This is a genomic window from Pristimantibacillus sp. Z349TD_6 (genome assembly GCF_056173205.1).
The window spans coordinates 2,206,413-2,230,279 of the sequence record NZ_CM149662.1 but is presented as its reverse complement, the minus strand read 5'-3'; the positions used below and the strand labels follow the sequence as shown (position 1 = coordinate 2,230,279).

Below are 23,867 nucleotides of genomic sequence, written 5' to 3'. Positions count from 1 at the left end.
TGACGTTATAGCCAACGCCTGTCCGTTGTGATAAAATCGAGAGTATTGATATTTTAATAAGCATATAGGGGGAACTTACATGGCGGCCAAAAGAATGCGTTCAGACATGATCAAAAAAGGATTCGACCGCGCACCACATCGCAGCTTGCTTCGCGCCGCAGGCGTAAAAGAGGAAGATTTCGACAAGCCGTTTATCGCGGTTTGCAACTCGTATATTGATATTATTCCTGGTCACGTTCATCTACAGGAGTTCGGCAAGCTCGTTAAAGAAGCGATCCGTGAAGCTGGCGGCGTTCCTTTCGAATTTAACACAATCGGCGTTGATGATGGTATTGCAATGGGTCACATCGGTATGCGTTATTCACTTGCTAGCCGTGAAATTATTGCCGATTCCATTGAAACAGTCGTAAATGCTCACTGGTTCGACGGTATGGTTTGTATTCCAAACTGTGACAAAATTACACCAGGCATGATCATGGGCGCACTTCGCGTCAATATCCCGACTATGCTTGTAAGCGGCGGACCTATGAAAGCCGGCAAAACATCCGATGGTCGTTCGATTTCACTCTCCAGCGTATTTGAAGGCGTAGGCGCTCACCAAGCTGGTAAAATCAATGACGATCAACTGATGGAGCTTGAACAATTCGGTTGTCCGACTTGCGGCTCTTGCTCCGGTATGTTTACTGCAAACTCCATGAACTGCTTGGCAGAAGGCATGGGACTTGCAATGCCTGGTAACGGCACGATTCTTGCTGTTTCTCCAGAACGCAAAGAGTTCGTTAAAGACGCTGCTCGCCAATTGATGAAAATCATCGAGCTAGGCATCAAACCTCGCGACATCGTTACAAAAGATACAATCGACAATGCATTTGCTCTAGATATGGCAATGGGCGGCTCAACAAACACAGTTCTTCACACGCTAGCAATCGCGCATGAAGCTGGAATCGAGTACCCAATTGAGCGTATTAACGAAGTAGCTGAACGCGTACCGCATTTGGCAAAAATCGCTCCTGCATCCGATTATCACATTGAAGATGTGCATAATGCAGGCGGCGTAAGTGCTGTCCTTAATGAGCTGTTCAAGAAAGAAGGCGCATTGCATGGTGACTGCATCACCGTTACTGGCAAAACGCTTCGTGAAAATGTTATTGGCTGTGAAATTCAAGACACCGATGTTATTCATACCATCGACAACCCGCATACAGAACGCGGCGGTTTGGCTGTACTATTTGGTAATCTGGCTCCTCACGGCGCTATTATCAAAACAGGTGCAGTTGACAAGTCCGTTGGCGGCTACCACAAAGGTCCTGCTATCTGTTTCGATTCCCAAGACGAAGCGCTTCACGGCATCGCTAACGGAAAAATCAAAGAAGGTCATGTCGTAGTCATTCGTTACGAAGGACCACGCGGCGGCCCTGGTATGCCAGAAATGCTTGCACCAACTTCGCAAATCGTTGGTATGGGACTCGGCGCTAAGGTTGCCCTCATTACAGACGGACGTTTCTCCGGCGCATCTCGCGGCATCAGCATCGGCCACGCTTCTCCTGAAGCAGCTGAAGGCGGCCCTATCGCTTTCGTACAAGACGGCGATATCATCGAGATCGACATGAACAACCGTACGATGGATCTTCTTATTAGCGACGAAGAGTTCGAGAAACGCCGTTCCGAATGGAAAGGCTTCGAGCTAAAAATCAAGCGCGGCTACTTGGCTCGCTACGCTCACCTTGTTACATCTGCCAGCACTGGCGGCGTAATGAAAATGTAGTTATCGCCTTCAGCATCCTCTGGATGATGAAGCAGCTTTGACCGAAAAGATAAGTTGGAGCAATAGATAACTTTTCTTATATTTAAACAAAAGGAGTGCAGGCTGGAAACAGCCTGCACTCCTTTATTTATTTAACATTCATTTGGATAAATGTCATTTATATCTCAACATTAAATCGCTGTTGTTTTTGTACCTAACTGCGCAGCTTCGTCGGCTGCTGCGTTTAAAGTTCTCTCTACTGTCTGGCTTATATCTTGAATCATGTTCAGCTGTGCCGTTGCATAGGACCTAATCGTTGCGACGGGCATTAACAGCATACGCGGCGAGATCAGTTCTCTTTTCTTCTTGCTCTGAGAAGTCTGCTTCGTGTTCGTTAATACTTTAATCAATACACGCAAGTACACACGCGATGATTTGGCAAACCAGCCCTCAGGCAGCTGAAATATTTCAAATCCTAATCGATCAGCCCCGCGATGGATCATTGTAACCCCATATACCGCTTTGATGTCATTCGCATCTGTATCTTCAGCAAGCTGATTTGCGAGCATCGGAAGAGCTTGCTCCACTTCACGCAGCATGCGAATACCTGTAGCTACAGGAGATTTTGAGGTTGCTGCAATCATCGACAATTTCTTGTTGTCAAAATGCAGTTCAGCAATACGGTCTCCCTTTGAGACGCGTCCTCCCTCTGCTAACTCAATGTCCTGACCAGTGTATGTGGTCACCCGGTAATGAAACGCTGCATCCTTCACATCACCAACCGTTTTCAAACGGAAAACGACGTGAAACAGACGCTCCCATGTCAGCCAAAGCGATATCATCGCTTTCTTCAAGAGTGATGTATGAGCAGCACGCGCTGCTTCAGATCGCTTCATCATTTCTTCAATGCCAACAAAGCGGAAACCTTGCTTCGTACCTTCTTCTAAGTAAGCCTCAAGTGCCGTAAGCATATTTCTCGGTGCATCCTTGTCCGCCCCAAAGGTCATGCCGCAATCATGCAATAGAATGACTTCACCAGGCCGAAGCTTTTTCATCATCCGGTTTTTCAATCGTTCTGACCCTAAACGTATCCGCCAATCACCGAACATTGCCGACCACAAAATAATTTGCAAATGGCCTAAGTTCGCATAATCGAATACATTTACGATTCCCCATGGCGGGCGATAATAAGTCGATCGCACTCCCGTAGCATGCTCAATAATGTCAAGCGTACGCTCGATTTGGCGCTTAACCGTCCTCGGACGCATTAACCAGTTCGATTTATGAACGTAATTATGGACACCAATATTGTGACCCTCATCCTTCATCCGCTTCAGCAGCTCTTCTTGTCCCTCGGCATGTGAGCCGACAACAAAAAAGGTTGCCTTCGCATTGTAGCGGGCAAGAAGATCGAGCAATTGCGGCGTATAAATCTCATCTGGCCCATCATCGAACGTTAAAGATATTTCGTTTCCCACACGGCCCTTCTTAAAAACACGAAAGCCAAAAGTACGGCTAATGAGGCCAGGAAGAAACGCATAGAAGGATGCTACGTATAATCCCCATAACAGCAAATTTTCCATTTTGTTTTCCCCACCGTTATATGATTTAGTCGACGAATAAATAGCGGTACAAAACAACAACAGTAGTATTAATTGTAGCATAACGCAATTAAAAATAGGCATCTTTTTAAAAACTATAGTACAATCTTTATGGAAATATGAATATGGAAAAAGAAGGAGAAACATTATGCTGCCCTTTTACAAAAAGTATTGGCGAACCGCCTTTGACATCGCACTCATTGCACTAACTGTCTATTTAATTATGTTTTCTTTCAGCTATTTGTACCGAATCGCAACGCCTATATTTTTATCCTTTCTCATTTTCTTATGTATTGAGCCGCTGGCAAGGCGTCTAAATAAGCTTGGCATGAAAAAATCGATCGCTTCCGGCATTTCGATTCTGCTGTTCACTTTAATTTTACTTACCGCCTTCTCAGGCGCAGCTTACCTGATTACGAAGCAAGGAACTGAGCTCGTTAACAACTTCCCGAAATATCAAGAAATGCTCGCTGTTCAAATCGCTAATCTGACTGAAGAGGTGCAAACCAGATTTGGGAATCTGCCCGCAGATTTAGATTTGGTTCAGCGCTCCAAAGACCTCATTGAAGGTGCTTCTTCAACCTTAGCATTGTTTGGGAAGACTGTACTGCTTAGCATCATCGGGTACGTCACATCCTTCTCAACTTTCATCTTTAATTTTGTAGTTGGGATTATATTAGCTTATTTCTTAAGCATCGAAATTACGACTTGGAAAAAGACAGCCGAGGACAAAACGCCAAACACCTTCAAAACGGCATTTTTCTTCCTTAGAAACAATGTATTTAAAGGAATCGCGTTATATATTAAAGCGCAAGCCAAGATGATTAGTATCACCTTTGTCGTTATTTTGATCGCGCTCCTACTGCTGCGCGTAGAAAATGCTTTTGTCATAGCAGTCGTATCGGCCATTTTCGACATTTTGCCGCTGCTCGGCGTAGGCACTATTTTTATCCCATGGATTATTTACTTAATTATTGTCGGCAAAGTCTCGCTTGCCATTTGGCTGTCCGTCCTCTTTCTCGCAGTTGTGCTTACACGCCAAATTCTTGAACCAAAAATTACAGGCGACTCCTTAGGCGTATCCGCCTTTACAATGCTCGCTTTCATGATTGTATCCTTATCGCTCTTTGGCGTCGCAGGTGTCATATTATCACCTATTCTTATGATCTTAATCAAAGCGCTGTATGATCAAGGTTATTTCCACCGCTGGATTCACGCTCCGCAGGGGGAATACGACAACCCTTCGGACAAGCCGGACGACACTGACAGTATATCGGTGAAAATCAATAACAAGGACATCAAGGAACAATAATACGCAAATAAAACAGAGCCACCCCGTTGCAAACGAACGTTGATTCGTCTGCAATGGGGTGGCTCATTTTATTTGGAATGGCGTGCGGCGATATCCATGACGCCGCGAAAGAGCTTAGTCGCCTGGTGCGAGCTCCCAGGCGGCTTGTTCTCCACGAGGACCGCTACGGCGTATCGTGGAGCCTTGACCGGGCCGTAGCCCGCAAACCACTGGTGGTTGCGGGCGATTCCGGCCTGAGTCGTTTCGGCGGTGCCGGATTTGCCGGCAATCGCCCACAGCCCTTGGCGGATCGATCGACCGGTTCCATGGTCGACGACCGCCTGCATGCCGCGCAGCAGCGCATGCGCCGTGGCCGGTTTAATCCGGCCACGGATCGCTTGCGCGCGCTGCGCGGGCAGCTTCACCATCCGCTGGCCGTTGGCATAGCGGATTTCACTCACTAGGCGCGGCTCCATTACGCGCCCCTCATTCAGCAGCGTTACAATCAGATTTGCCGCTTGCAGCGGCGACATCCTTACATCACGCTGCCCAAGCGCGCTTTGCGCGAGCACGCCGCCATCGACGCCAGCCAGCATGGCTGCTTCTTCCCGCGCTTGCTGCGCCGCATCAAACTTCCCGCTCCGCTTCGCATTACGCTTCCCGTTGCCGTTGCCATTTTCATTCTCTTTGCCACTGCCGTTATCATTGCCACTTCCACTGCCAAAGCCATTGTCATTGTCATTGCCACTGCCATTTTCATGCTCGTGCTCATGCTCATGCTCACCCATCTCACCGCCGCTATTCCAAGCGAGCTTGCTCTTAACGGCTGCAAACAGCTGTCCGCGATCTTCTTCCTCAAGCAGTCTCAGCGGCGATGAAAAGGGGCCAAAAGCTTCATCGCGATGCCAGCCTGCTTGCTGCCCTATCCCGAGCAAGTCTGCGGTCCGCTTCAACTGCTTAGCTTCAAGCCGCTCAGCCAGCGTTGCAAACACAATATTGCAAGATTGCGCCAAGCCCTCTTGGAGCGTCAAGCGGCCGTGTCCGCCTTCCTTCCAGCAGGATAAGCCATATTTGCCGTATTCACCATTGCAAAAAAACGTTTCATGCTGATTAACTACACCCGCCTCCAGCGCAGCTGCTTCCGCAACTAGCTTGAACACAGAGCCGGGAGCGACCGCCTTGATTGCATGATTAGCCCACTCGCTGCCGTCGGAGCTTTGGAACTGTCCTGGCTTCAATTGCGGCCGCGATACCATCGCTACAATATCCGCATTGCTCGCATCCAGCACAACGATTGCTCCCTCTTGCAAGCCTTGTGCATCCACATATGCTTCGATTTCGTTTTGCAGCTGCAAATCAATCGTCGTCATCGCTTTAAGCGGATAATATCGATTGCCAGGCTGCGTAATCCGCATATCAAGGCCGTGCATTGGAGCATTACGTCCATCGAGGAAGTAGGAAACAGAAGTAGCCCCTACTCCATGCAGCAGCTTGTCCAGCGATTTCTCAAGACCCGACCCGCCAACCTGATCTACTAGCTTTCTTTTGCCGCTTACGAGATCTTCCGCATGGTTAACCTGCAGCCACTCAGGATGCTGGCTTGTAAAGCCAATCAGATGCTTCGCATCAAAATCCGGCAAATAGCGATTGCGATAAGGAAGCACACGAATACCGTTTAGCTCAAGTTTTTTTAGGCGGGTAATTTGATCATTTGTCAGTCGCAAAGGCGCCTGCATCCCATCAGCCTTCCAAAACACAGGCTCTCGCACAGCATCCCATTTCTGCTGCAGCTGCTCCATGGTTACGCCTAGTAAGCGGCTAAGCTCAGCTAAACTCTTTTTTTGACCGCGCAGCTCTGCCCGTACGGGAAATAAAGCAACGGCCGAGTAAGTTTCACCTGTTATCGGTTTTCCATAGCGATCATAGAAGTCGCCTCTGCCTGTGTCCAGCACCAAGTTTCGTTGACGCTGCTGAACAGACAGCCGTTGCCATCCTCCCCGGTTTGCGAGTGGAGAAAGGACCGCTGAAGAGGAGCTTCCAGGCATCAATTGAATCCAAGCTAAGCGGCCAATATAAAGCAGCATTATTAAACTAATGAAACAAGCAGCCATTGTTATTCGTTTAATCATGTCCCGTTCTCATCCTGCGAAAGCTCCTTTATAATGCTGTCTAATGTTTGATAAGCGCTGGAATCTGTTGTTATACGTTCATTATCTCCTTCCGCGGCTCTCCTTCAAACATCCATTCTATTTTCTACAACAAAAAAAAGAGCTGTTCAGCATTAACTGCCTGAATAGCTCTTCCTTCAATGTTAACCATTTAATAGGATACCCTGATTGCTAATTAATTTTAAATTTAGAAAGTGAATCCTTGAGCTCACGAGATACCGTATCCAGCTTCTCCGACAAGCGTACCATACCATCGCTAATGCTTAGCTGTTCTGTGCTAAGTGATGCAACTTCTTCTGATGTAGCGGAAGATTCTTCAGCTACTGCACTCACGTTAGTCATCGCTTCGCCTAATACGACTTGCGATTCATCCAATTGCCCGATTGAATCCGTAACGAGATCCAGCTTCTTAACTAGTTCTCCCATTTGACCAGAAACGGTTAAGAAAATTTGATTCGCTTCTTTTACAGAACCGATCTGCTCTTGGAATAACGGATAAGCATCGGACAAAACATGAACCGTCTCGTCAATCTCTCCTCTAATTTTCTCCGTGATTTGACCAACAACGTCAATGGATTGGCGGCTTTGGTCCGCCAGCTTGCGAATTTCATCGGCAACGACCATAAAGCCTTTTCCTGCTGCGCCTGCGCGAGCAGCTTCAATCGTCGCATTCAATGACAAGATGTTCGTTTGTTTCGTTAAGCTATTGAGTACGTCTAGAATTTTTACGATAGAGCCAGTGCTTTCCTTCAAAGCATCAACCTTCTCTACCATAGAACGGGTCATTTCTTCCGTCATGCTCGTTTTTTGAATAAGTACGCCCATATAGTTTGTTCCCTGCTCACTTGCTTTCTCAACGGCTTGCGCAGAGTTCACCATTTGTTCGTTGGCTGCAATAACTTTTTTCATTTGAACATCGATGTTTCCTGTAAGGTCAGAACCTCGCTCCGCTTCAACAGCTAAGCTTGTTGCTCCTCCCGCGATCTCCTCTGTTGCGACTGCAATCTCCTTAGCAGAAATAGCTGTTTTCCGAGAAGCGTCTCCGAGCTCAGTAGCTGTAACCAGTACATCCTCAGCTGATCTTGTCGTCTGTACTGCTAGAGCAGTTATTTGCGTCATCATAAGATTAAAGCTGTCGCTTAGCTCACCAATTTCATCTTGGCGTTTTTTCATGACAGAACGTACGGTAAGGTTGCCGCTTGCTCCTTCAGTCATTAGGTTGCGAAGCTTAACCAGTGGCTGTGCAATCGTCATAATTACGAGAATACCGATTGCTATTGCAATAAGTGCTGCGATAAATACTGTAATCCATGTCAAATTTTGAATCGCTTTAGCATCTTTTACTAGCTCTTTTACCGGTACCGTGCCTAGCAGCTTCCAGTTCATCGTTTCGAATGTTTTGTATGTAGCCAGAACCTCAGCACCGTTTGTCGTTTTCATTTTCGACGAATCCTCAAGCGCTTTATCGCCTTCGGTTGGGAATGTAATGCTGGCTGGCTTGCCTACCAATTCAGGATCACCATTTGTAATATATTCACCGTTTGCATTCACGATCGAAAGCTGGCTGCCTTCACCAAGGTTAACTTCTTCGAAGCGTTTCGCAAGCGTTGAAGCTTGCACCTCTAGCAGCAATACATAAGATGCTTCACTTGAAGTTATATCTTTGATGAGTCGACTCAAGCCAATGGTGGGACCGCCTGCTGGATCTGACATGCCTTCAGGCTGAGGCGGAATCCAGTTTGTTTTCCCTGCATTTGCGACAGTTTCTTTAAACCAGTCTGTATTCATTAATTTCTCCGCCGTGCCAGTAGTTGCCCTGCCTGATGTTACGACCGTCAGATTCGGATTTACTGGCAGCAGCATCATGGAAACGATCGTATTATTACCCATAACGTATGATTGCATTTTGTCGCTTAAATTACGCGATGCCTCAAATTTGCTGAAATCGTCACCGCCGTCAAGCATTTTCCTTACAATTTCATGAAAGCTTTTGTCAATTAATATTTGCAGCGATAAATCCTCATACGTCTTGAAAATAACGTCCATATTGTTTGCAACCTGATTGATCGTTTGAAAGCTCGCTTCTGAAACTTTATTTTCAATAATCGACTTCGACTTTGAATAAGCCATTAGACCTACTGTCAATACACACGCGATAATACTGCAAAAGATAATCGTAAATAGTTTCGTTCCTACTGATTTAATCGGGTTTGAAAGCTTTGTGCCTTTTACAGATACCGTCGCGGCCTTTGCTGCCTGTGATAAAGATTGCATTTTTGATGACGCTTTCATACTTGTACCTGACTTAATTTCGTTTGTGCTATTTTGCTCTTTTTCCTGTTTCTGTTTCTTTGTTTTCTTCTTTTTTTGTTCTTCTTGGTTTTCCATGAGGGAAGACACCGCCTTTAATATTGTAAGTCCAAAATAGTACGTTTGCTGCTAGCGCATCTTGCCGAAATATGTATTTACAGTAGATTTACAGTATATTATTTTATATCGACACATTCTTGTCATTTCATAATAATAAATACAAAAAAAAGAGTCTTATTTTCTAAAAAAATAAGACTCTAGTCATGTTTTGCCTATTTACTTCTTCCCGATCTTCTTTCTCATCATATCCATCGGTTTAACCGGCTTTAACGTACGAATGCGAATATGCTGCAAAGGATGGCGAGCCGCATCAAGCGCATTGCCGTCTGTGTCCGTAATTTCGGTTACCGTTTGCTTGAAAAAAGTACCCTTCGGACCAACAAATTCGATTTCTTGTCCGAGTTTAAAGTGATTGCGCTGCTGCACGATCGCAAAACCCGTTTTATCATTATAATCTACTACTACTCCTGCAAAATCATATGGCGCTGCTTTTTCCTCTGGCTCATAAATATGATCCTCCGCACCCGGTGTATCAAGGAAAAACCCAGTGTTTAACGGACGGTTGGCAGCTTTATTTATCTCATCCACCCATTCCTGCTTCAGCTCGAAATGCTCGGGATCAGCAAAATACGCATCAATCGCTTGACGATAAACATTAACGACCGTCGCCACATAGTGGATACTTTTCATTCGTCCTTCGATTTTGAAGCTGTCAACGCCAACTTCAATAAGCTCCGGCAAATATTCAATCATGCATAGATCTTTGGAGCCCATTGTAAACTTATCTTCTTCTTCCGGGTACATTGGCATATCGTCAACAAACAAATCGTATTTCCAGCGACATGACTGACAGCAGCCTCCACGATTGGAGTCACGATCCGTAAAATGATTAGACAATACGCAGCGACCAGAGAAAGATGAGCACATAGCTCCATGAATAAACGCTTCGATCTCAATATCAACATTTTTTTTAATTTCTGCAATGTCTTTAAAGCTCGTTTCACGGGCCAGCACAACGCGTGGCAAGCCTTCTTCCTTCCAGAACTGCACAGCCTGCCAATTCAGTGTAGATTGCTGCGTGCTCAAATGAACCTCAAGCTTCGGAGCTACTCGCTGTGCCGTTTCAATAATGGCAGGATCTGCGGCAATGATAGCTGAGATTCCTGCTGCTTCTAGATTGCGCAAGTAGTCTTCAAGTCCCTCTACATCCTCATTGTGCGCATATATATTTGTCGCGACAAACACCTTTGCACCATAGCGGCTCGCGAACTCAACGCCTTCCTTCATTTCTTCAAAGCTGAAATTGTCTGCATTGGAGCGCAAGCCGTACTTTTGACCGCCGATATAAACCGCGTCAGCTCCGTAATGAATCGCAAATTTCAGCTTCTCTAAATTTCCGGCTGGTGCGAGCAGCTCCGGCTTGTCCAGCCGATGGCGTTTGCCTTGATAGCGAGGTGTCGTCTTCTCAATTGTTGTCACTATGTGTACCTCCTAAGTTTTGCGAAGCAAAACTCACTTCGTAAGCATTAACTTTGGTTTTGCGAAGCAAAACTCACTTCGTAAGCATTAACTTATTAATAGACTTGCTCTTTGAAGAAGAAGCCAAAACTCAGCTCTCGCTGCGGATTCTGGACTTTCTTAATCGCGTCAAGCCATTCCTCTTGGAAAATGTAGCCCTCTGGATCAGCCAAATAGGCGTCGATTGCTTGCCGATATGAACGCACAACAATTTCGTTGTACTTGGTAGATTTCATTAATCCCTCAATCTTCAAGCTGGTTACTTTAGCATCCAGCAGCTCATGAAGGTTCTCTACCATACAAACATCATCCGAGCTCATAATATGAGTGCCGTTCGCATCTTCGTAGATTGGATAACGCTCGTCCTGCCGTTCCGCTTCCATCACATAAAGCCCGCGATCCTTGTCTTTCTCCGGAAGCCGATCCGTCTCCGACTGATGTTCCATATAACTCTCTACAAGCGAACGCTTCGAATGATAAATATTCGTCATCCCATGCACATGTACTTGAACCTCAAGTTCTGTACTAGCCGTTGTCTCGCAAACCTGTTCCATATTGAGTTCGCGTGCGAGCACATATCTAGTAGCACCTCTGCGGCCCCAATAATTAGCTGTAACATAATTAGTTGAGGTCATTTCAGCATTCCAGTGCAGCGCCATGCCTGGGGCATGCAGCCTAGCAGCCATTAAGACCGCAGGGTCGCCGAATACTAGTGCATCAACGCCAGCTTCAGCAAGCGAGGTTACATAATCATTTAATGAATCCGCTGCTTCATTATCCATAAGATTGTTAAGGGCAGCATAGATCTTCACGCCCTTAGGCTTAGCGAGCTTTACTGCCTGCGCTATCATTTCTTTGTTAAACTCTCCTGCTAATCGCATACCGTAGCGTGCTTCGCCAATGACAAAAGCATCCGCGCCTGCTGCCATGAGCCTTTCCAGCTCTTCTATAGATGCAGCGGTAGCTAACAATTCCGGCTTGTACGCCATACTTGATCCTCCTTAAAAACACCGTCAAGCTTCGTTTCCTATCTAATCGTATGACTACCCAGCCGTTTGATTACTTTTCTCGATGTTTTTCAAATGCTCTTTATATGTTTTTGCGAATAAATGAGTCTGACTTCCATCCTTCTTGGTTACATAGAAAAAATATTCCGTATCTTCCGGATATATAGCCGCTTCAATTGATTTAAGACTTGGACTTGCGATAGGCCCAGGCGGCAAACCTTCTACCTTATACGTGTTATAAGGACTGTCTACGAGTAAATCCTTCTCATAAAGACGTTCCTTAGGCTTATCTAATGAATATTGAACGGTAGCATCAATTTGAAGCTTCATGCCACCTTCAATCCGGTTGTAAATAATGCCCGATACGAGAGCTCTTTCCTCGTCCACAACGACTTCACGCTCTACAAGCGACGCGATTGTCAGCATATCATGAAAGGACATTTTTTTCTCTTCAAGCACTTCCATCCACCCCTCTGGAAGCTCAGCAAGCTTCCGGTCGAGTTCAAGCGCCATCCGTTTAATAATATCTTCTTCTGTGCTTTCTTTTTTCATCTCATACGTTTCAGGGAACAGATAACCTTCAAGACGCTGATGCAGCTTATCGTTATTGGGAATGGAGCGAACAGACTCCGCATCACCCCAATTGTTTTCCGATGCAATTAATCCAATAAACTTTTCTTTGTTGATCAATTTCTCTTGAGCAAGCTTGTCAGCAATTTGCAATACGGTAAAGCCCTCAGGAATCGTGAATCGAATCGTTTCTGCTTCTACGGTGTCGCCAGCATTGAGCTTAGCTATAATGGCTTCATTATTCATGCCGGGGTTCAGCTCATAAAGTCCCGCCTGAAAGCGGCCGCCTTGATCCTTAAGCTTCAAGTAATATTTAAATATAAATGCATTTTTAATGATCCCTTGCTCTTCCAGTAATTCTGCAACCTCATTCGCTGATGTTCCTCTTGGAATATCAATCTTCTGAACCGCACCAGCAGTTGTTGGCTTCAAGCTGCTCCACACATACAAAGCAACGCTTCCAGCACCAATAATCATAATTCCTAACAAGCTTAAAATAACCCATAATGTAATGCGGCTTTTCCTCGGTCCCGATGATGATTGTTGCTCAAGGTGCTGTGATGACTTGTCCAAAATTAGACCCCCTTTTTATAATGCATCATTTTCGGTATATCGATTTGCGCAGGCGAAATGGCTGAGACCATCCTATTATGGCTCAGCTGAAAATGCTGTAATTGAGTAATTAACGCTAAACATGGAACAAAAGAGCGGTTATTGGCCGCTCTCTCGTTAGATGCATATACATTACACGACGTTTTATGGACGCTCGTCAGTAGCAAACAATAAATCATCGTACGCTTCTGATGCAGCTTCCCACTCTTCATCGTTTTCGATGTTTTCCAGCTGCGGTTCACCATCGACTTGAATGACGCGGAATAGCTCAACATCATCCTCGCCACGCATCGGATCCGATTGCAGGGCTGCATAAATGCGATCCCCTAGCTGAAACTCAGCTTTAATATCGTATACCTCTACGCTGCCGTCATCTGCTTCAAGCTCAATTTCATTGCCGAATGCCGCTCGCAGCGTATTCAGCTTCTTAGGTGCTTCATGCTCTGTGCCGGACATTAATTTTCTTCCTCCATCTCACCAAGGAGAGTGTTGAACGTTTCCTCAACCATATTCCATTCTTCTTCATCTTCAATGGTATACAGCTTCAGGTCGTCGCCTTCTTCTTCATAACGGAAAGCATATACTTCATCTTCCTCGTCATTTTCTCCATGAAGCGGAACTACCATCATATATTTCTGATCGGAACCATCAACTTCAAACTTCATGATGACTTCGAATTCCTCTTCGTTTCCTTCTTCATCCGGGATATAAATAATTTCCGGCTCTTCGAATTCCAACTCTTCATTTGTCATGTTTACCCTCACCTTTTCGCTTTAGAATCGAGATAATTTTGCAAAATAAGCGTTGCCGCCATTTTGTCTATTACAAGCTTTCGCTTCTTCCGGCTGACGTCCGCTTCAATAAGCGTTCGTTCGGCAGCTACCGTTGTCAGCCTTTCGTCCCAAAGGTGAACAGGTATGTTTAGTTTCTGCTTAATCTGTTCTGCGAATTCTATACAAATTTCTCCACGTGGACCGATGGTGCCATTCATGTTTTTTGGAAGACCAACAACAATTTCACTAACCTCATGCTCCTTAACCAGATCAGCAATGCGGTCAAACTCACTATGGTCTCGCCTTCGTTCAATAACACCAGTTCCTTGCGCGGTCCAACGAAAAGCGTCGCTGACAGCAACTCCTATGTTGCGGTCACCGTAATCAAGTCCCATCAATCTCATGTCTTGTCCGGCTCCTGCCTCATTAGTTAAAATATAAGAATTTATAAGTTTATCTGCTTATAAACTGCTTATATTTCTCTGCGAAACGATAGCTAAGCCTCCTAAAGGGGGCTTTAGCCGTTTACGCTTGTTGTTTCTTATGGTTTAGATAAAACCGGACAAGCTCTTCGATTAATTCGTCTCGTTCCTTCTTGCGAATTAAACTCCTGGCGTTGTTATGCCGCGGAATATACGCGGGATCTCCGGACAGCAAATACCCAACGATCTGGTTAATCGGATTATACTCTTTCTCTAGAAGCGCTTCATGCACGGATAGCAGAATGTCTTGAGAAGATTCAACCCCCTCCGCCTTCACGTTAAATTTCATTGTTTTGTCCATGGAACTCATCGCCAGCACCTCGCTTTCCAAACCGCATTTCAATGAGATATACACTCATATCATATCACATTTGTTTGATTAAGAACTAGTTCTTCTGTAAGTTTCAACGCTTCATCCAACTTCGTTGTGTCTTTTCCGCCTGCTTGCGCCATATCTGGGCGTCCGCCACCGCTGCCGCCGCAATGAATTGCAGCTTCTTTTACAATTTTGCCTGCATGGAAACCTTTTTTAATTAAATCTGCTGAAACGGCAGCTGCAAGGTTCACCTTGTCATCCGAAATCGCACCAAGCACGATCACGCTTGACTCCAGCTTCAGCTTCAATTCATCAACAATGCCGCGAAGCGCGTCCATTGAAGGAGCATTCACTTTTGCGCAAAGGACAGTGATGCCATTCACTATTTTAGCGTTTTGCTCAAGTGATCCTGCTTCGATCCGGCTCAGCTTCGCTTGAAGGGATTCATTCTCGCGAGAGAATTCCTTCACTTGGCCGAACAATGCTTCAATCCGTTTTGGCACATCATTTGCATTTGATTTCAGAAGTGCAGCCGATTGCTTAAGCAGGTCAAGCTGACCATCTAAATAGTTATACGCATGTTTACCCGTAACGGCTTCAATTCTTCGAACACCCGACCCAATACCGCTCTCGCTTAACAGCTTGAACAATCCGATTTGCGATGTATTGCTTACATGACAGCCTCCGCATAGCTCTAAGCTATAGCTGCCAACCTGAACCACACGAACCTCATCGCCGTATTTCTCGCCGAACAACGCCATCGCGCCCATTGCTTTAGCTTCATTCAATGATTTCGTTTCGATGGATACTGGAGTTCCTAGCCAAATTTGCTCATTGACGCGGCGTTCAATCGTTACTAGCTCTTCAGCAGTTATACTGCCAAAGTGCGAGAAGTCGAAGCGCAGGCGTTCAGCCTCTACCGAAGAGCCCGCTTGATTGACATGATCGCCAAGCACTTCTTTGAGCGCTTTATGAAGCAAATGCGTTGCCGTATGGTTTTTGATAATGTCATCGCGCACAGCTCTAGTAACGCTCGCCTCTACTGCTTCACCTGTACGAGCAGTACCTGAGGTAACAACAGCATGATGGACGCTTTGACCGTGCGGTGCTTTGGTTACTTCTTCAACCTGCAGTGTAAAGCCCTTGCCCGTAATCGTTCCTGTATCTCCGATTTGTCCGCCGCTTTCTGCATAGAAAGGTGTGCGATCCAATATCACAACGACTTTGCTGCCTTCTGGAGCCGATTCAACCAACAGATCCTCATGAACGATGGCAATGATTTTTGACTCAGTTACCAGTTCATTATAGCCAACAAACTCGCTTTTAACCGTGAAATCGCCGAGCGGTCCGCCTTGAACCTTCATGCTTCCAGTATCTTGGCGAGCTGCGCGTGCACGGTCGCGCTGTGCTTCCATCGCTGCGTCGAATCCAGCACGATCAACCGTCATTCCATTTTCCGAAGCAAAGTCCTCCGTCAAATCGAAAGGAAAGCCGTAAGTATCATACAAGCGGAATGCATCGTCGCCATTAATCTCTTTTTGGCCAGCTTTCGTACCAGCAGCTACCAGATCAGACAGCATAGTTAGTCCATCGGACAATGTCTCATGGAAACGCTCTTCTTCCGTACGAATAACCCGCTCGATAAATTCACGCTTCTCTACAACCTCTGGATAATAAACGCCCATAACCTCGCCAACAATTGAAGTCAGCTCATGCAAAAACGGACGGTCGATTCCGATTGTTTTTCCGTAACGAACAGCTCTGCGAAGCAAACGGCGAATGATGTAGCCACGGCCTTCGTTTGAAGGCATTACGCCATCACCTACTGCGAACGCTACTGTACGAATATGATCGGCAATAACTTTAAGCGCAACATCATGCTCTTCATTCACTTTGTAGCTAACTTTCGCAATTTCACAAGTGCGGTCGATAATTGGACGGAACAAATCCGTATCAAAGTTCGAATCCACATCCTGCAATATCGAAGCAAAACGCTCAAGTCCTGCGCCTGTATCGATGTTTTTGATTGGAAGCGGCGTGTAGCTGCCGTCTTTATTATGATTGAATTGTGAGAATACAACGTTCCAAACTTCTAGGAAACGCTCGTTCTCACCGCCCGGCCAGCATTCTGGGTCCGAAAGATCGCCATATTTGTCACCGCGGTCATAGAAAATTTCTGTACAAGGTCCGCAAGGGCCCTCGCCAATATCCCAAAAGTTTTCTTCCAGCTTATAGATCCGTTCAGCAGGAAGGCCAATTTTCGTATTCCAGAACTCGAATGCTTCTACATCTTCTGGATATACCGTTACAGACAAGCGATTAGGATCAAAACCAATCCATTTTGGCTCAGTCAGAAACTCCCATGCCCAAGTAATAGCTTCTTCCTTGAAGTAATCACCGATCGAGAAATTGCCCAGCATCTCGAAAAACGTATGATGACGGCGGGTTTTGCCTACGTTTTCGATATCATTCGTACGAATGCACTTCTGTGAATTCGTAATACGCGGGTTTTCTGGAACGATGCGTCCGTCAAAATAAGCCTTTAGCGGCGCCATACCTGCATTAATCCATAGCAAGGACGGGTCATTATGCGGTACAAGCGATGCACTTGGTTCAATTTTGTGGCCTTTGCTTTCAAAAAATGCAAGCCATTTTGCACGAATTTCACTAGCTTTCATTAGGATGAGCCCCCTTCAAATGATAAAACACAAAAAAAGCCCCTGTCATTGACAGGGACGAATAGAATCGCGGTACCACCCTGGTTATTGCCTCGCTGCATAAGCTAGAGCAATCGCCTTCATTAGACATTAACGGGTCCAACCGGTGAAGTTCATTCACACTCCGAAAATAGCTTTCGGCCACTCTTCGTTATAAAAGCTCTCTCAACCGACGCGATTGCTTATCGAAAAGCAAATGCGAAGAAGCTTTCTCTCTGGCTAACGGGCATTGGCTTACTTCATTTCATCAACGATTTATTCCCTTATAATTGACACTTGATTATTTTAAAATTATAGCCACAGCCTATCCGCCTGTCAAATAATCTTTCTTCGCACGTAGTAGGCGAACATATGCTGAATGATCACTTTGCAGGCTGCAAAAATAGGAACCGCCAAAATCATGCCAACAATGCCGGCAATCTCCCCTCCGACCAGCAATGCAAAAATGATCGACAAGGGATGCATATGGAGCGTACGGCCTACCACCTGTGGAGAGATTACGTTGCCTTCGAGTATTTGGCACAGGGTGTTGATAATCGCGACAAGGATGACCATCTTAATGGAAACCGTAGAAGCCATTAGTATTGCAGGTGCCGCTCCAAAAAAAGGACCGAGATACGGAATGACATTCGTTATCGCAACGATGCCGGCAAGGAGCAGTGCATAAGGCATGCCGATCAACAGGTACCCGAAATAAGCAAGCACGCCAACGATAATACAAACCAAAAACTGTCCGCGAATATAGCTGCCGAGTGCTGTATCGATATCTTTAAGCAGCCTGACCGTGTTTTTGCGATGTGACTTTGGTACATACGTAATGACCGTTCTTTCAAACACATCAAAATCCTTTAATATATAGAAGGCGAGAAACGGAATAATAAACGCGATAAACACTGCATTTAACATGGACCCGATATTGTTAACAAAGTTGAACAAACTCTCCGACAGCTTTTTTTCCATATGCAAAAGTGACTTATTAAGCCCGCTTCGAATGCTTTCCGGCAAAAAAGAAGTGTTGTTAATGTCCGTGACGATATTTTGAGCACGCATGGAAAGCTCAGGCACATGTCGATTGATTTCCTGTACTTGTTCGATGAACATTGGAATCAAGTTAACGAGAATCACCGTAATGACTGCACAAAACACTGCATATATGAGCAGCACGGCAATCGTCCTAGGAACCTTTCGGTCATGCAGCATCGTAACGATCGGATTCAGCACATAAGAAATTATCATCGCGATTATAAATGGAGCAAAAACGGCTTTTACAAACACATATACGTTCACAATAAGCGGCTTTATAAGCAGCATAAGATAAATCGCAAGCAGTCCCAGTATGATGTAAACCAGCCAGACAAACAGACGGTTCTTCGTAAAGCGCTCCACCGTCCTCACCCCCGAACTTTCTTTATCCGCTTCGCTCTTAGCAAGACAAGCCGAACTAGTTCAGTATATGTACAAGCGCCCTAAATCATCCTATAACAGCAAAAAAAAGACGGCCGAAGACCGTCTTTTGATATTCAAGTTTATAGCAACGCACGTCAGTTGACGTGAACTTGTGTAATTTCTTCCTCAAAGAACAAGTCGTCGAGTGAGCTTAACGTGCCATCCTCTTCCACTTGGTAAACCGACATTTTGTCGCCGTTAACCGTCAGTTCAATGAAGCAGCCCCAGCAATAAAACTGGTGGGAACCGATCTTTCCGATATCTTTCGAATTACAATTCGGACATCTCATCATCTTTCATTTCTCCCTATCCTCTGAAATTGGAAGCTGCGACAGGCTCCAATTCCGCTTCACTGACAGCAGGAACAATAATCGCGTCTTCCCCGAGTAATACGCTATCCGGATCACTCGGCGCCTTCAGCCATCTGCGCCCTTCCATCAGATCCGAAACAAAACCGTCCGTAAGCTCGTAGCCTATTATTTGTGTACCCTCTTTTGGGTAAAAATAAACATCCGACACTCTGCCAAGTTGAATACCTTGTACAGTTACGACGGGCAGATCCTTTAATTTCACTAATCCTGTGTCATATGAACGTAGCAATTGCTTCGACTTCATCCGAACGATCGCTGCTTCACTTGCTATAATAACGGTGTCCTCTCCGCAGGATATCACGTGAGTCCACTCCACTATTTTTACGGAGGAAGCAAACCACTTGGGACAATCGAGTATTAGCCCTTTCAGCTGCCAATGCTCATCGAACCAGGCGTCCTTGACAGTTCCAACAAGTTTGCCGGAATGGATAACGATTACGGGTAGTCCAATAAGCCGTTGAAGTTTGATCACGCTTAGCTGGAGTCCTCCTAGTAGTTATTACGAATACGCCTCACGATTGTTCCAACTTTTTGTGCGGCATCTTCTAATTCCTCCAAAGTATTCCCCAAACCAAAGCTAAATCTTACAGCAGAATTAATTTGTTCCTCGGGCAATTGCATTGCTCGAAGTACATGTGACCGTTCAAGCGCGCCGGAGGTACAAGCAGAACCGCTTGCTGCTGCGATACCTTCCATATCCAAATTCATAAGCATCGTTTCCGTATCGACACCAATAAAGCTGATATTTACGATATGCGGCAAATAGTGCTGCTCCGAGCCATTTATAACGATAGGCACTTCAACATGGTTGTGAAGCAGTTCTATCCATCTCTTACGAAGCTCGTCCATAAAAAGTTGCTTATTTTCTCGCTCGTTCACACAAATGTCAACTGCGGCAGCAAACCCGACGATCCCCGCAATATTTTCTGTCCCTGCACGTCGCTTTCTCTCTTGGGATCCACCATGCTGAAGAGCGTCAATCGGAGTACCATTAGCCACATAAAGTGCCCCAACACCTTGAGGACCATTAATCTTATGGGCGGAGAAGCTCATCAAATCGACTGGCAGCTCATTGAGCCTATACTCGAATGAGCCCAAAGCTTGAACAGCATCAACATGAAAAACAGCACTGCCAGCTCTAGCTATGCGCCCTATTTCTTCAATCGGCTGAATCGTTCCAACCTCGTTATTTCCATGCATGATGCTAATAAGGCCTGTTTCTGGGGTCATGGCTTCTTGAACAAGCTCTGGTGATGTTCGTCCAAAGCTATCAATAGGTAGTACGGTTAGGGAGAAACCTTCTTCCTTAACCAGCCATTCGCATGTATGAAGAACAGCGTGATGTTCACCCGCTGAAGTTATAATATGTGATTTGCCTCGTTTACGCTGTGCTCTAGCAGCCCCAATCAAAGCGGCATTATCGCTTTCCGTTCCACCTGAGGTAAATAATAATTGTCCCGGCTTGCAGCCAATTGCTGCTGAAATGAGATCTCGTGATCGATTTAACTGATGCTTGGCCGCTCTTCCAAAAGCATGCATACTAGACGAATTGCCGCCGGAGCCTTGCATTACCTCAAGCATCGCTTGGATGACTTTAGGATGCATAGGTGTAGTGGCGGCATGATCAAAATAATGATTTGTCATAGGTCGGCTTCCTTAAATATAGAACATATAGCTATCAGGTTTGCCAGCATCTTCGAAATTAATTAGATCTGCAAGCGTAGTCGAATCTAATACTTCTGCAATACTGTCTCTAATGCGCAGCCAAAGCTGACGTTTAGCCGGATCATCTTCTTCTGTAAAGTCTACAGGCGAAATCGGGCCTTCAAGAATTCGAATAATATCCCCAGACGTAATCGTTTCCGGATCCTTCGATAAAATATAGCCGCCATAAGCTCCGCGAATGCTTTTCACAAGGCCGGCATTTCTAAGGGGTGCTACTAACTGCTCCAAATAGTGCTCGGAAAGCTGATTTCGTTCAGCGATACTCTTGAGCGAAGTCGGGCCTTCACCAAATTTAGCCGCAAGCTCCATCATAATTGTTAAGCCATAACGGCCTTTCGTCGATATTTTCAAAGTGGCACCTCTTTTATTGTTTTTAGTATTGAATTATGATTGTGTCTTCCTCATTGGTTGTTAATTCTCTGTATTCCCATTTCACTTATATGTTAACATATCGAGCGGGCGGAGTGTGCAAAAAGGTTGACATCTTCATGAAAAAGTTTGCAGCCTATGTTACAATAATAAATGTTTGATTCAAGCAAGGTGGTGTTTACGATGGAAAAACCAAAAGCTTCGACAAGAGTTGTCGTCGGGATGTCAGGCGGCGTCGATTCTTCCGTCACTGCACTGCTGCTAAAGCAGCAAGGGTATGACGTTGTCGGCATTTTTATGAAAAACTGGGATGATACCGATGAATTCGGTCATTGCACGGCGGAAGAGGATTCTGAAGATGTACGCCGTGTATGTGAACAAATTGGCATTCCCTACTATACCGTGAATTTTGAACGGCAATATTTTGACAAGGTATTCACTTATTTTCTAGATGAGTACAAGCGCGGACGTACGCCTAACCCAGACGTTATGTGCAACCGCGAGATTAAATTTGGCGACTTCCTGCAGCGCGCTTTGGAGCTTGGAGCGGATTATTTGGCAACAGGCCATTATGCCCAAGTAGAACGTACCGAGGATGGCACAACGAAGCTCATTCGCGGAGTCGATTCAAATAAAGATCAGACGTACTTCCTTAGTGCCCTTAATCAGAAGCAGCTGGCTAAAGCGATGTTCCCGATTGGGCATTTGCCGAAGCCTGAAGTACGCCGTATTGCTGAAGAAGCTGGCCTTTATACCGCTAAGAAAAAAGACAGCACAGGCGTTTGCTTCATTGGGGAGCGCAATTTCAAAACCTTCCTTAGCGGCTATCTTCCCGCTCAAGCCGGCGATATGATTGATATTAGAAACGGCGAGAAAAAAGGTCGTCACGACGGGCTGATGTATTACACGCTCGGCCAACGCCAAGGACTTGGCATTGGCGGATCAGGTTCCGGCGAGCCTTGGTTCGTAGCAGACAAGGACTTGGAGAAAAACATTCTTTATGTTGTACAGGGAGAGCAGCATGCTAGCCTATACTCAGAGAGCTTGACGGCAACTGGCATGAACTGGATTCTGCCTGTAACCAGCGGAGATACCATCCACTGCACCGCCAAATTCCGTTATCGCCAGCCAGATCAAGGCGTCAGCGTAACGATTGGCGAAGATGGAAACGCGCATATCGTGTTTGACAAGCCTCAGAAAGCCATTACACCCGGACAAGCTGTCGTGCTCTACGACGGCAACGTTTGCCTTGGCGGAGGCACGATCGATAAAGTTAAGAAAGTCGATCCTGCTGCTGATTTCGCAAAGCAAGCCTAACAACACGAAAAGCTGCCTGAAGCATCCGCTATTGATGCATTAGGCAGCTTTTCTTTTGATCAAAACGTTTATGTTCAGCCAAAATATTGGCCGTTCTGTCCTTTTTTTCTCTCGCCAATTTTTCGAATCAGAAGCCTGGAGATCCGAAGATGATCCGTCTCTTCGATAATGAATTCATATTCTCCAGCGTGATCGACACGCTGATTGTTGACAGGAGGTATGTTTATTTTGGAATACATCCAGCCCCCGATTGTATCATAATCATCCGTTTCGATATCGAGATTGAAGAAGCTGTTGACTTCCTCAATCAGCATGAGACCGCTAATGGAGTAGGTATTGTCGTCTTTTTTCTCAAGAGGCTCTCGTTCCTCGTCAAATTCATCTTGAATTTCGCCGACGATTTCCTCCATAATATCCTCGAGGGTTACTAAGCCGGAAGTGCCGCCGTACTCGTCAATCAAAATAGCAATTTGCGACTTTCGTTTTTGCATCAGCTTCAGCAGTGTACTAATTTGCATCGATTCGGGTACTGTTGTAATCGGTCTTGTAATTTGCCTTATATCCTGCAGATTGTGCATCGTGTCCTTCAGTAAATCCTTGATATGCACGAACCCAATGATATTGTCCTTGTCATTCTCACAAACCGGATAACGCGTCAGCATTTGCTCCAGTGCAATTTTTTTATTGTCGGCTAAAGTGCAGCTTGTATTCAGACATATCATTTCTGTTCGAGGTATCATAATTTCACGCGCATTCGTCTCGGCAAAATCAAAAATGTTATCAACAAGCGTAAGCTCCATATTATCTATTAAACCGTTTTTGTGGCTCTCCTTCATCAAAATCCGAATTTCATCCTCCGTGTGCGCCGAATCCTTCTCGGTCACAGGCTCAATTCCAATTTTTCTAAGAAGCAAATTGGCTACCCCGTTAAATAACCAAATAAAGGGAAACATAAGCTTATAAAAACAAACGAGCGGCAACGCTGTCAATCGCGTAATGGATTCAGCTTTGCGGATTGCAATCGTTTTTGGCGCCAGCTCTCCAAGTACTATTTGCAGCATCGTAATGAGAATAAAGGCAAGCAAAAATGAAAAGGTATGAACAAACCATTCACTGCGAATGCCGATGAAAGCCATAGCAGGCTTGATCACATTTGCAATAGCTGGACCGCCAACCCATCCAAGGCCAAGCGAAGCAAGCGTTATGCCAAGCTGGCACGCAGACAAATAAGCATCTAAATTGCCTGTCATACGAATGGCAAGCTTCGCTCTCGAATCACCATCAGCGATCATTGTATCTAAGCGGCTTCCTCTTACCTTCACCATTGCAAACTCGGCAGCAACAAAAAAACTGTTCATCATGATAAAAACAAAAATAAGCAGCAGAGACAAGCTGGTCGGTAATGGGTCAATCAATGGATTCCTGTCCTCCGCAAGAAATGAAACGGGATGCGATGACAGGTGCACCTCC

20 protein-coding genes are annotated in these 23,867 nt (G+C 45.5%); 3 read left to right on the top strand and 17 right to left on the bottom strand.

Translation table 11 applies throughout. The features are described 5' to 3' along the window. Positions 1-79: 79 nt before the first annotated feature. On the top strand, positions 80-1,765 hold the full coding sequence (ilvD, locus tag AC0VYE_RS09600; RefSeq protein ID WP_076270807.1) for a dihydroxy-acid dehydratase: 1,686 nt from the start codon (positions 80-82) through the stop codon (positions 1,763-1,765). Positions 1,766-1,935: 170 nt separating this feature from the next. Here ilvD and AC0VYE_RS09595 read toward each other — a convergent pair whose 3' ends face one another. Then, positions 1,936-3,327, bottom strand: a complete 1,392-nt coding sequence (locus tag AC0VYE_RS09595; protein ID WP_076270808.1) for a polysaccharide deacetylase family protein — start codon at positions 3,325-3,327, stop codon at positions 1,936-1,938. A 166-nt stretch (positions 3,328-3,493) separates the two neighbouring features. On the opposite strand from AC0VYE_RS09595, the gene ytvI reads away from it, so the two are divergent. After that, entirely contained in the window at positions 3,494-4,657 is a 1,164-nt protein-coding gene (gene ytvI, locus AC0VYE_RS09590) for a sporulation integral membrane protein YtvI (protein WP_076270809.1), read from the top strand. Positions 4,658-4,725: 68 nt separating this feature from the next. Here the strand turns inward: ytvI and AC0VYE_RS09585 are convergent, their stop codons facing one another. From AC0VYE_RS09585 to cymR, 15 genes are all read right to left on the bottom strand, one after another. Further along, positions 4,726-6,765, bottom strand: coding sequence for a peptidoglycan D,D-transpeptidase FtsI family protein (locus AC0VYE_RS09585; protein ID WP_475447440.1), 2,040 nt, complete (start codon positions 6,763-6,765; stop codon positions 4,726-4,728). Between the two features lie 210 nt (positions 6,766-6,975). Continuing rightward, a complete protein-coding gene (locus AC0VYE_RS09580; RefSeq protein ID WP_475447438.1) occupies positions 6,976-9,192 on the bottom strand; it encodes a methyl-accepting chemotaxis protein in 2,217 nt (738 codons plus the stop codon). Between the two features lie 198 nt (positions 9,193-9,390). After that, on the bottom strand, positions 9,391-10,653 hold the full coding sequence (locus AC0VYE_RS09575) for a peptidase U32 family protein (protein WP_083682555.1): 1,263 nt from the start codon (positions 10,651-10,653) through the stop codon (positions 9,391-9,393). 95 nt (positions 10,654-10,748) lie between these two features. After that, positions 10,749-11,681 (bottom strand): peptidase U32 family protein, encoded by a 933-nt coding sequence (locus tag AC0VYE_RS09570; RefSeq protein ID WP_475447436.1) that lies wholly within the window; start codon positions 11,679-11,681, stop codon positions 10,749-10,751. A gap of 54 nt (positions 11,682-11,735) precedes the next feature. Continuing rightward, positions 11,736-12,842 (bottom strand): endolytic transglycosylase MltG, encoded by a 1,107-nt coding sequence (gene mltG, locus AC0VYE_RS09565; RefSeq protein ID WP_076270812.1) that lies wholly within the window; start codon positions 12,840-12,842, stop codon positions 11,736-11,738. A 183-nt stretch (positions 12,843-13,025) separates the two neighbouring features. Further along, a complete protein-coding gene (locus AC0VYE_RS09560; RefSeq protein WP_054027280.1) occupies positions 13,026-13,337 on the bottom strand; it encodes a DUF1292 domain-containing protein in 312 nt (103 codons plus the stop codon). Beyond that, the gene (locus AC0VYE_RS09555; RefSeq protein ID WP_076270813.1) at positions 13,337-13,633 is read right to left on the bottom strand and encodes a DUF1292 domain-containing protein; all 297 of its coding nucleotides are present in this window, start codon (positions 13,631-13,633) and stop codon (positions 13,337-13,339) included. The genes AC0VYE_RS09560 and AC0VYE_RS09555 overlap by 1 nt, the downstream gene beginning before the upstream one ends. An 8-nt stretch (positions 13,634-13,641) precedes the next feature. Next, the gene (gene ruvX / locus AC0VYE_RS09550; RefSeq protein ID WP_076270814.1) at positions 13,642-14,058 is read right to left on the bottom strand and encodes a Holliday junction resolvase RuvX; all 417 of its coding nucleotides are present in this window, start codon (positions 14,056-14,058) and stop codon (positions 13,642-13,644) included. Positions 14,059-14,179: 121 nt separating this feature from the next. Next, positions 14,180-14,446 carry an IreB family regulatory phosphoprotein gene (locus tag AC0VYE_RS09545; RefSeq protein ID WP_076270873.1) on the bottom strand — a complete coding sequence of 89 codons (267 nt, stop codon included), beginning with the start codon at positions 14,444-14,446 and terminating at the stop codon, positions 14,180-14,182. Positions 14,447-14,496: 50 nt separating this feature from the next. Continuing rightward, entirely contained in the window at positions 14,497-17,130 is a 2,634-nt protein-coding gene (gene alaS, locus AC0VYE_RS09540) for an alanine--tRNA ligase (RefSeq protein ID WP_475447432.1), read from the bottom strand. A 354-nt stretch (positions 17,131-17,484) separates the two neighbouring features. After that, the gene (locus AC0VYE_RS09535) at positions 17,485-18,555 is read right to left on the bottom strand and encodes an AI-2E family transporter (RefSeq protein ID WP_076270816.1); all 1,071 of its coding nucleotides are present in this window, start codon (positions 18,553-18,555) and stop codon (positions 17,485-17,487) included. A gap of 155 nt (positions 18,556-18,710) precedes the next feature. After that, on the bottom strand, positions 18,711-18,908 hold the full coding sequence (locus tag AC0VYE_RS09530) for a hypothetical protein (RefSeq protein WP_054027275.1): 198 nt from the start codon (positions 18,906-18,908) through the stop codon (positions 18,711-18,713). Positions 18,909-18,921: 13 nt separating this feature from the next. Beyond that, positions 18,922-19,458, bottom strand: coding sequence for a PRC-barrel domain-containing protein (locus AC0VYE_RS09525; RefSeq protein ID WP_083682557.1), 537 nt, complete (start codon positions 19,456-19,458; stop codon positions 18,922-18,924). A gap of 17 nt (positions 19,459-19,475) precedes the next feature. Continuing rightward, complete coding sequence (locus tag AC0VYE_RS09520) at positions 19,476-20,630, bottom strand: cysteine desulfurase family protein (protein WP_475447429.1); 1,155 nt, start codon at positions 20,628-20,630, stop codon at positions 19,476-19,478. 12 nt (positions 20,631-20,642) lie between these two features. Next, entirely contained in the window at positions 20,643-21,062 is a 420-nt protein-coding gene (gene cymR, locus AC0VYE_RS09515) for a cysteine metabolism transcriptional regulator CymR (RefSeq protein WP_054027272.1), read from the bottom strand. Between the two features lie 201 nt (positions 21,063-21,263). On the opposite strand from cymR, the gene mnmA reads away from it, so the two are divergent. Further along, positions 21,264-22,397, top strand: a complete 1,134-nt coding sequence (gene mnmA / locus AC0VYE_RS09510) for a tRNA 2-thiouridine(34) synthase MnmA (RefSeq protein WP_475447427.1) — start codon at positions 21,264-21,266, stop codon at positions 22,395-22,397. 74 nt (positions 22,398-22,471) lie between these two features. Here the strand turns inward: mnmA and AC0VYE_RS09505 are convergent, their stop codons facing one another. Continuing rightward, a complete protein-coding gene (locus AC0VYE_RS09505) occupies positions 22,472-23,812 on the bottom strand; it encodes a hemolysin family protein (RefSeq protein WP_475447425.1) in 1,341 nt (446 codons plus the stop codon). Positions 23,813-23,867: the final 55 nt, after the last annotated feature.

Bases quoted from the DNA above. Each gene is read 5' to 3' on its own strand.
- AC0VYE_RS09520 (WP_475447429.1), bottom strand. From the start codon at position 20,630: ATGACAAATCATTATTTTGATCATGCCGCCACTACACCTATGCATCCT.
- AC0VYE_RS09560 (WP_054027280.1), bottom strand. From the start codon at position 13,337: ATGTCCGGCACAGAGCATGAAGCACCTAAGAAGCTGAATACGCTGCGA.
- AC0VYE_RS09555 (WP_076270813.1), bottom strand. From the start codon at position 13,633: ATGACAAATGAAGAGTTGGAATTCGAAGAGCCGGAAATTATTTATATC.
- ilvD (WP_076270807.1), top strand. From the start codon at position 80: ATGGCGGCCAAAAGAATGCGTTCAGACATGATCAAAAAAGGATTCGAC.
- mnmA (WP_475447427.1), top strand. From the start codon at position 21,264: ATGGAAAAACCAAAAGCTTCGACAAGAGTTGTCGTCGGGATGTCAGGC.
- AC0VYE_RS09570 (WP_475447436.1), bottom strand. From the start codon at position 11,681: ATGGCGTACAAGCCGGAATTGTTAGCTACCGCTGCATCTATAGAAGAG.
- AC0VYE_RS09585 (WP_475447440.1), bottom strand. From the start codon at position 6,765: ATGATTAAACGAATAACAATGGCTGCTTGTTTCATTAGTTTAATAATG.
- alaS (WP_475447432.1), bottom strand. From the start codon at position 17,130: ATGAAAGCTAGTGAAATTCGTGCAAAATGGCTTGCATTTTTTGAAAGC.
- ruvX (WP_076270814.1), bottom strand. From the start codon at position 14,058: ATGAGATTGATGGGACTTGATTACGGTGACCGCAACATAGGAGTTGCT.
- AC0VYE_RS09530 (WP_054027275.1), bottom strand. From the start codon at position 18,908: ATGATGAGATGTCCGAATTGTAATTCGAAAGATATCGGAAAGATCGGT.
- ytvI (WP_076270809.1), top strand. From the start codon at position 3,494: ATGCTGCCCTTTTACAAAAAGTATTGGCGAACCGCCTTTGACATCGCA.
- AC0VYE_RS09595 (WP_076270808.1), bottom strand. From the start codon at position 3,327: ATGGAAAATTTGCTGTTATGGGGATTATACGTAGCATCCTTCTATGCG.
- AC0VYE_RS09580 (WP_475447438.1), bottom strand. From the start codon at position 9,192: ATGGAAAACCAAGAAGAACAAAAAAAGAAGAAAACAAAGAAACAGAAA.
- AC0VYE_RS09545 (WP_076270873.1), bottom strand. From the start codon at position 14,446: ATGAGTTCCATGGACAAAACAATGAAATTTAACGTGAAGGCGGAGGGG.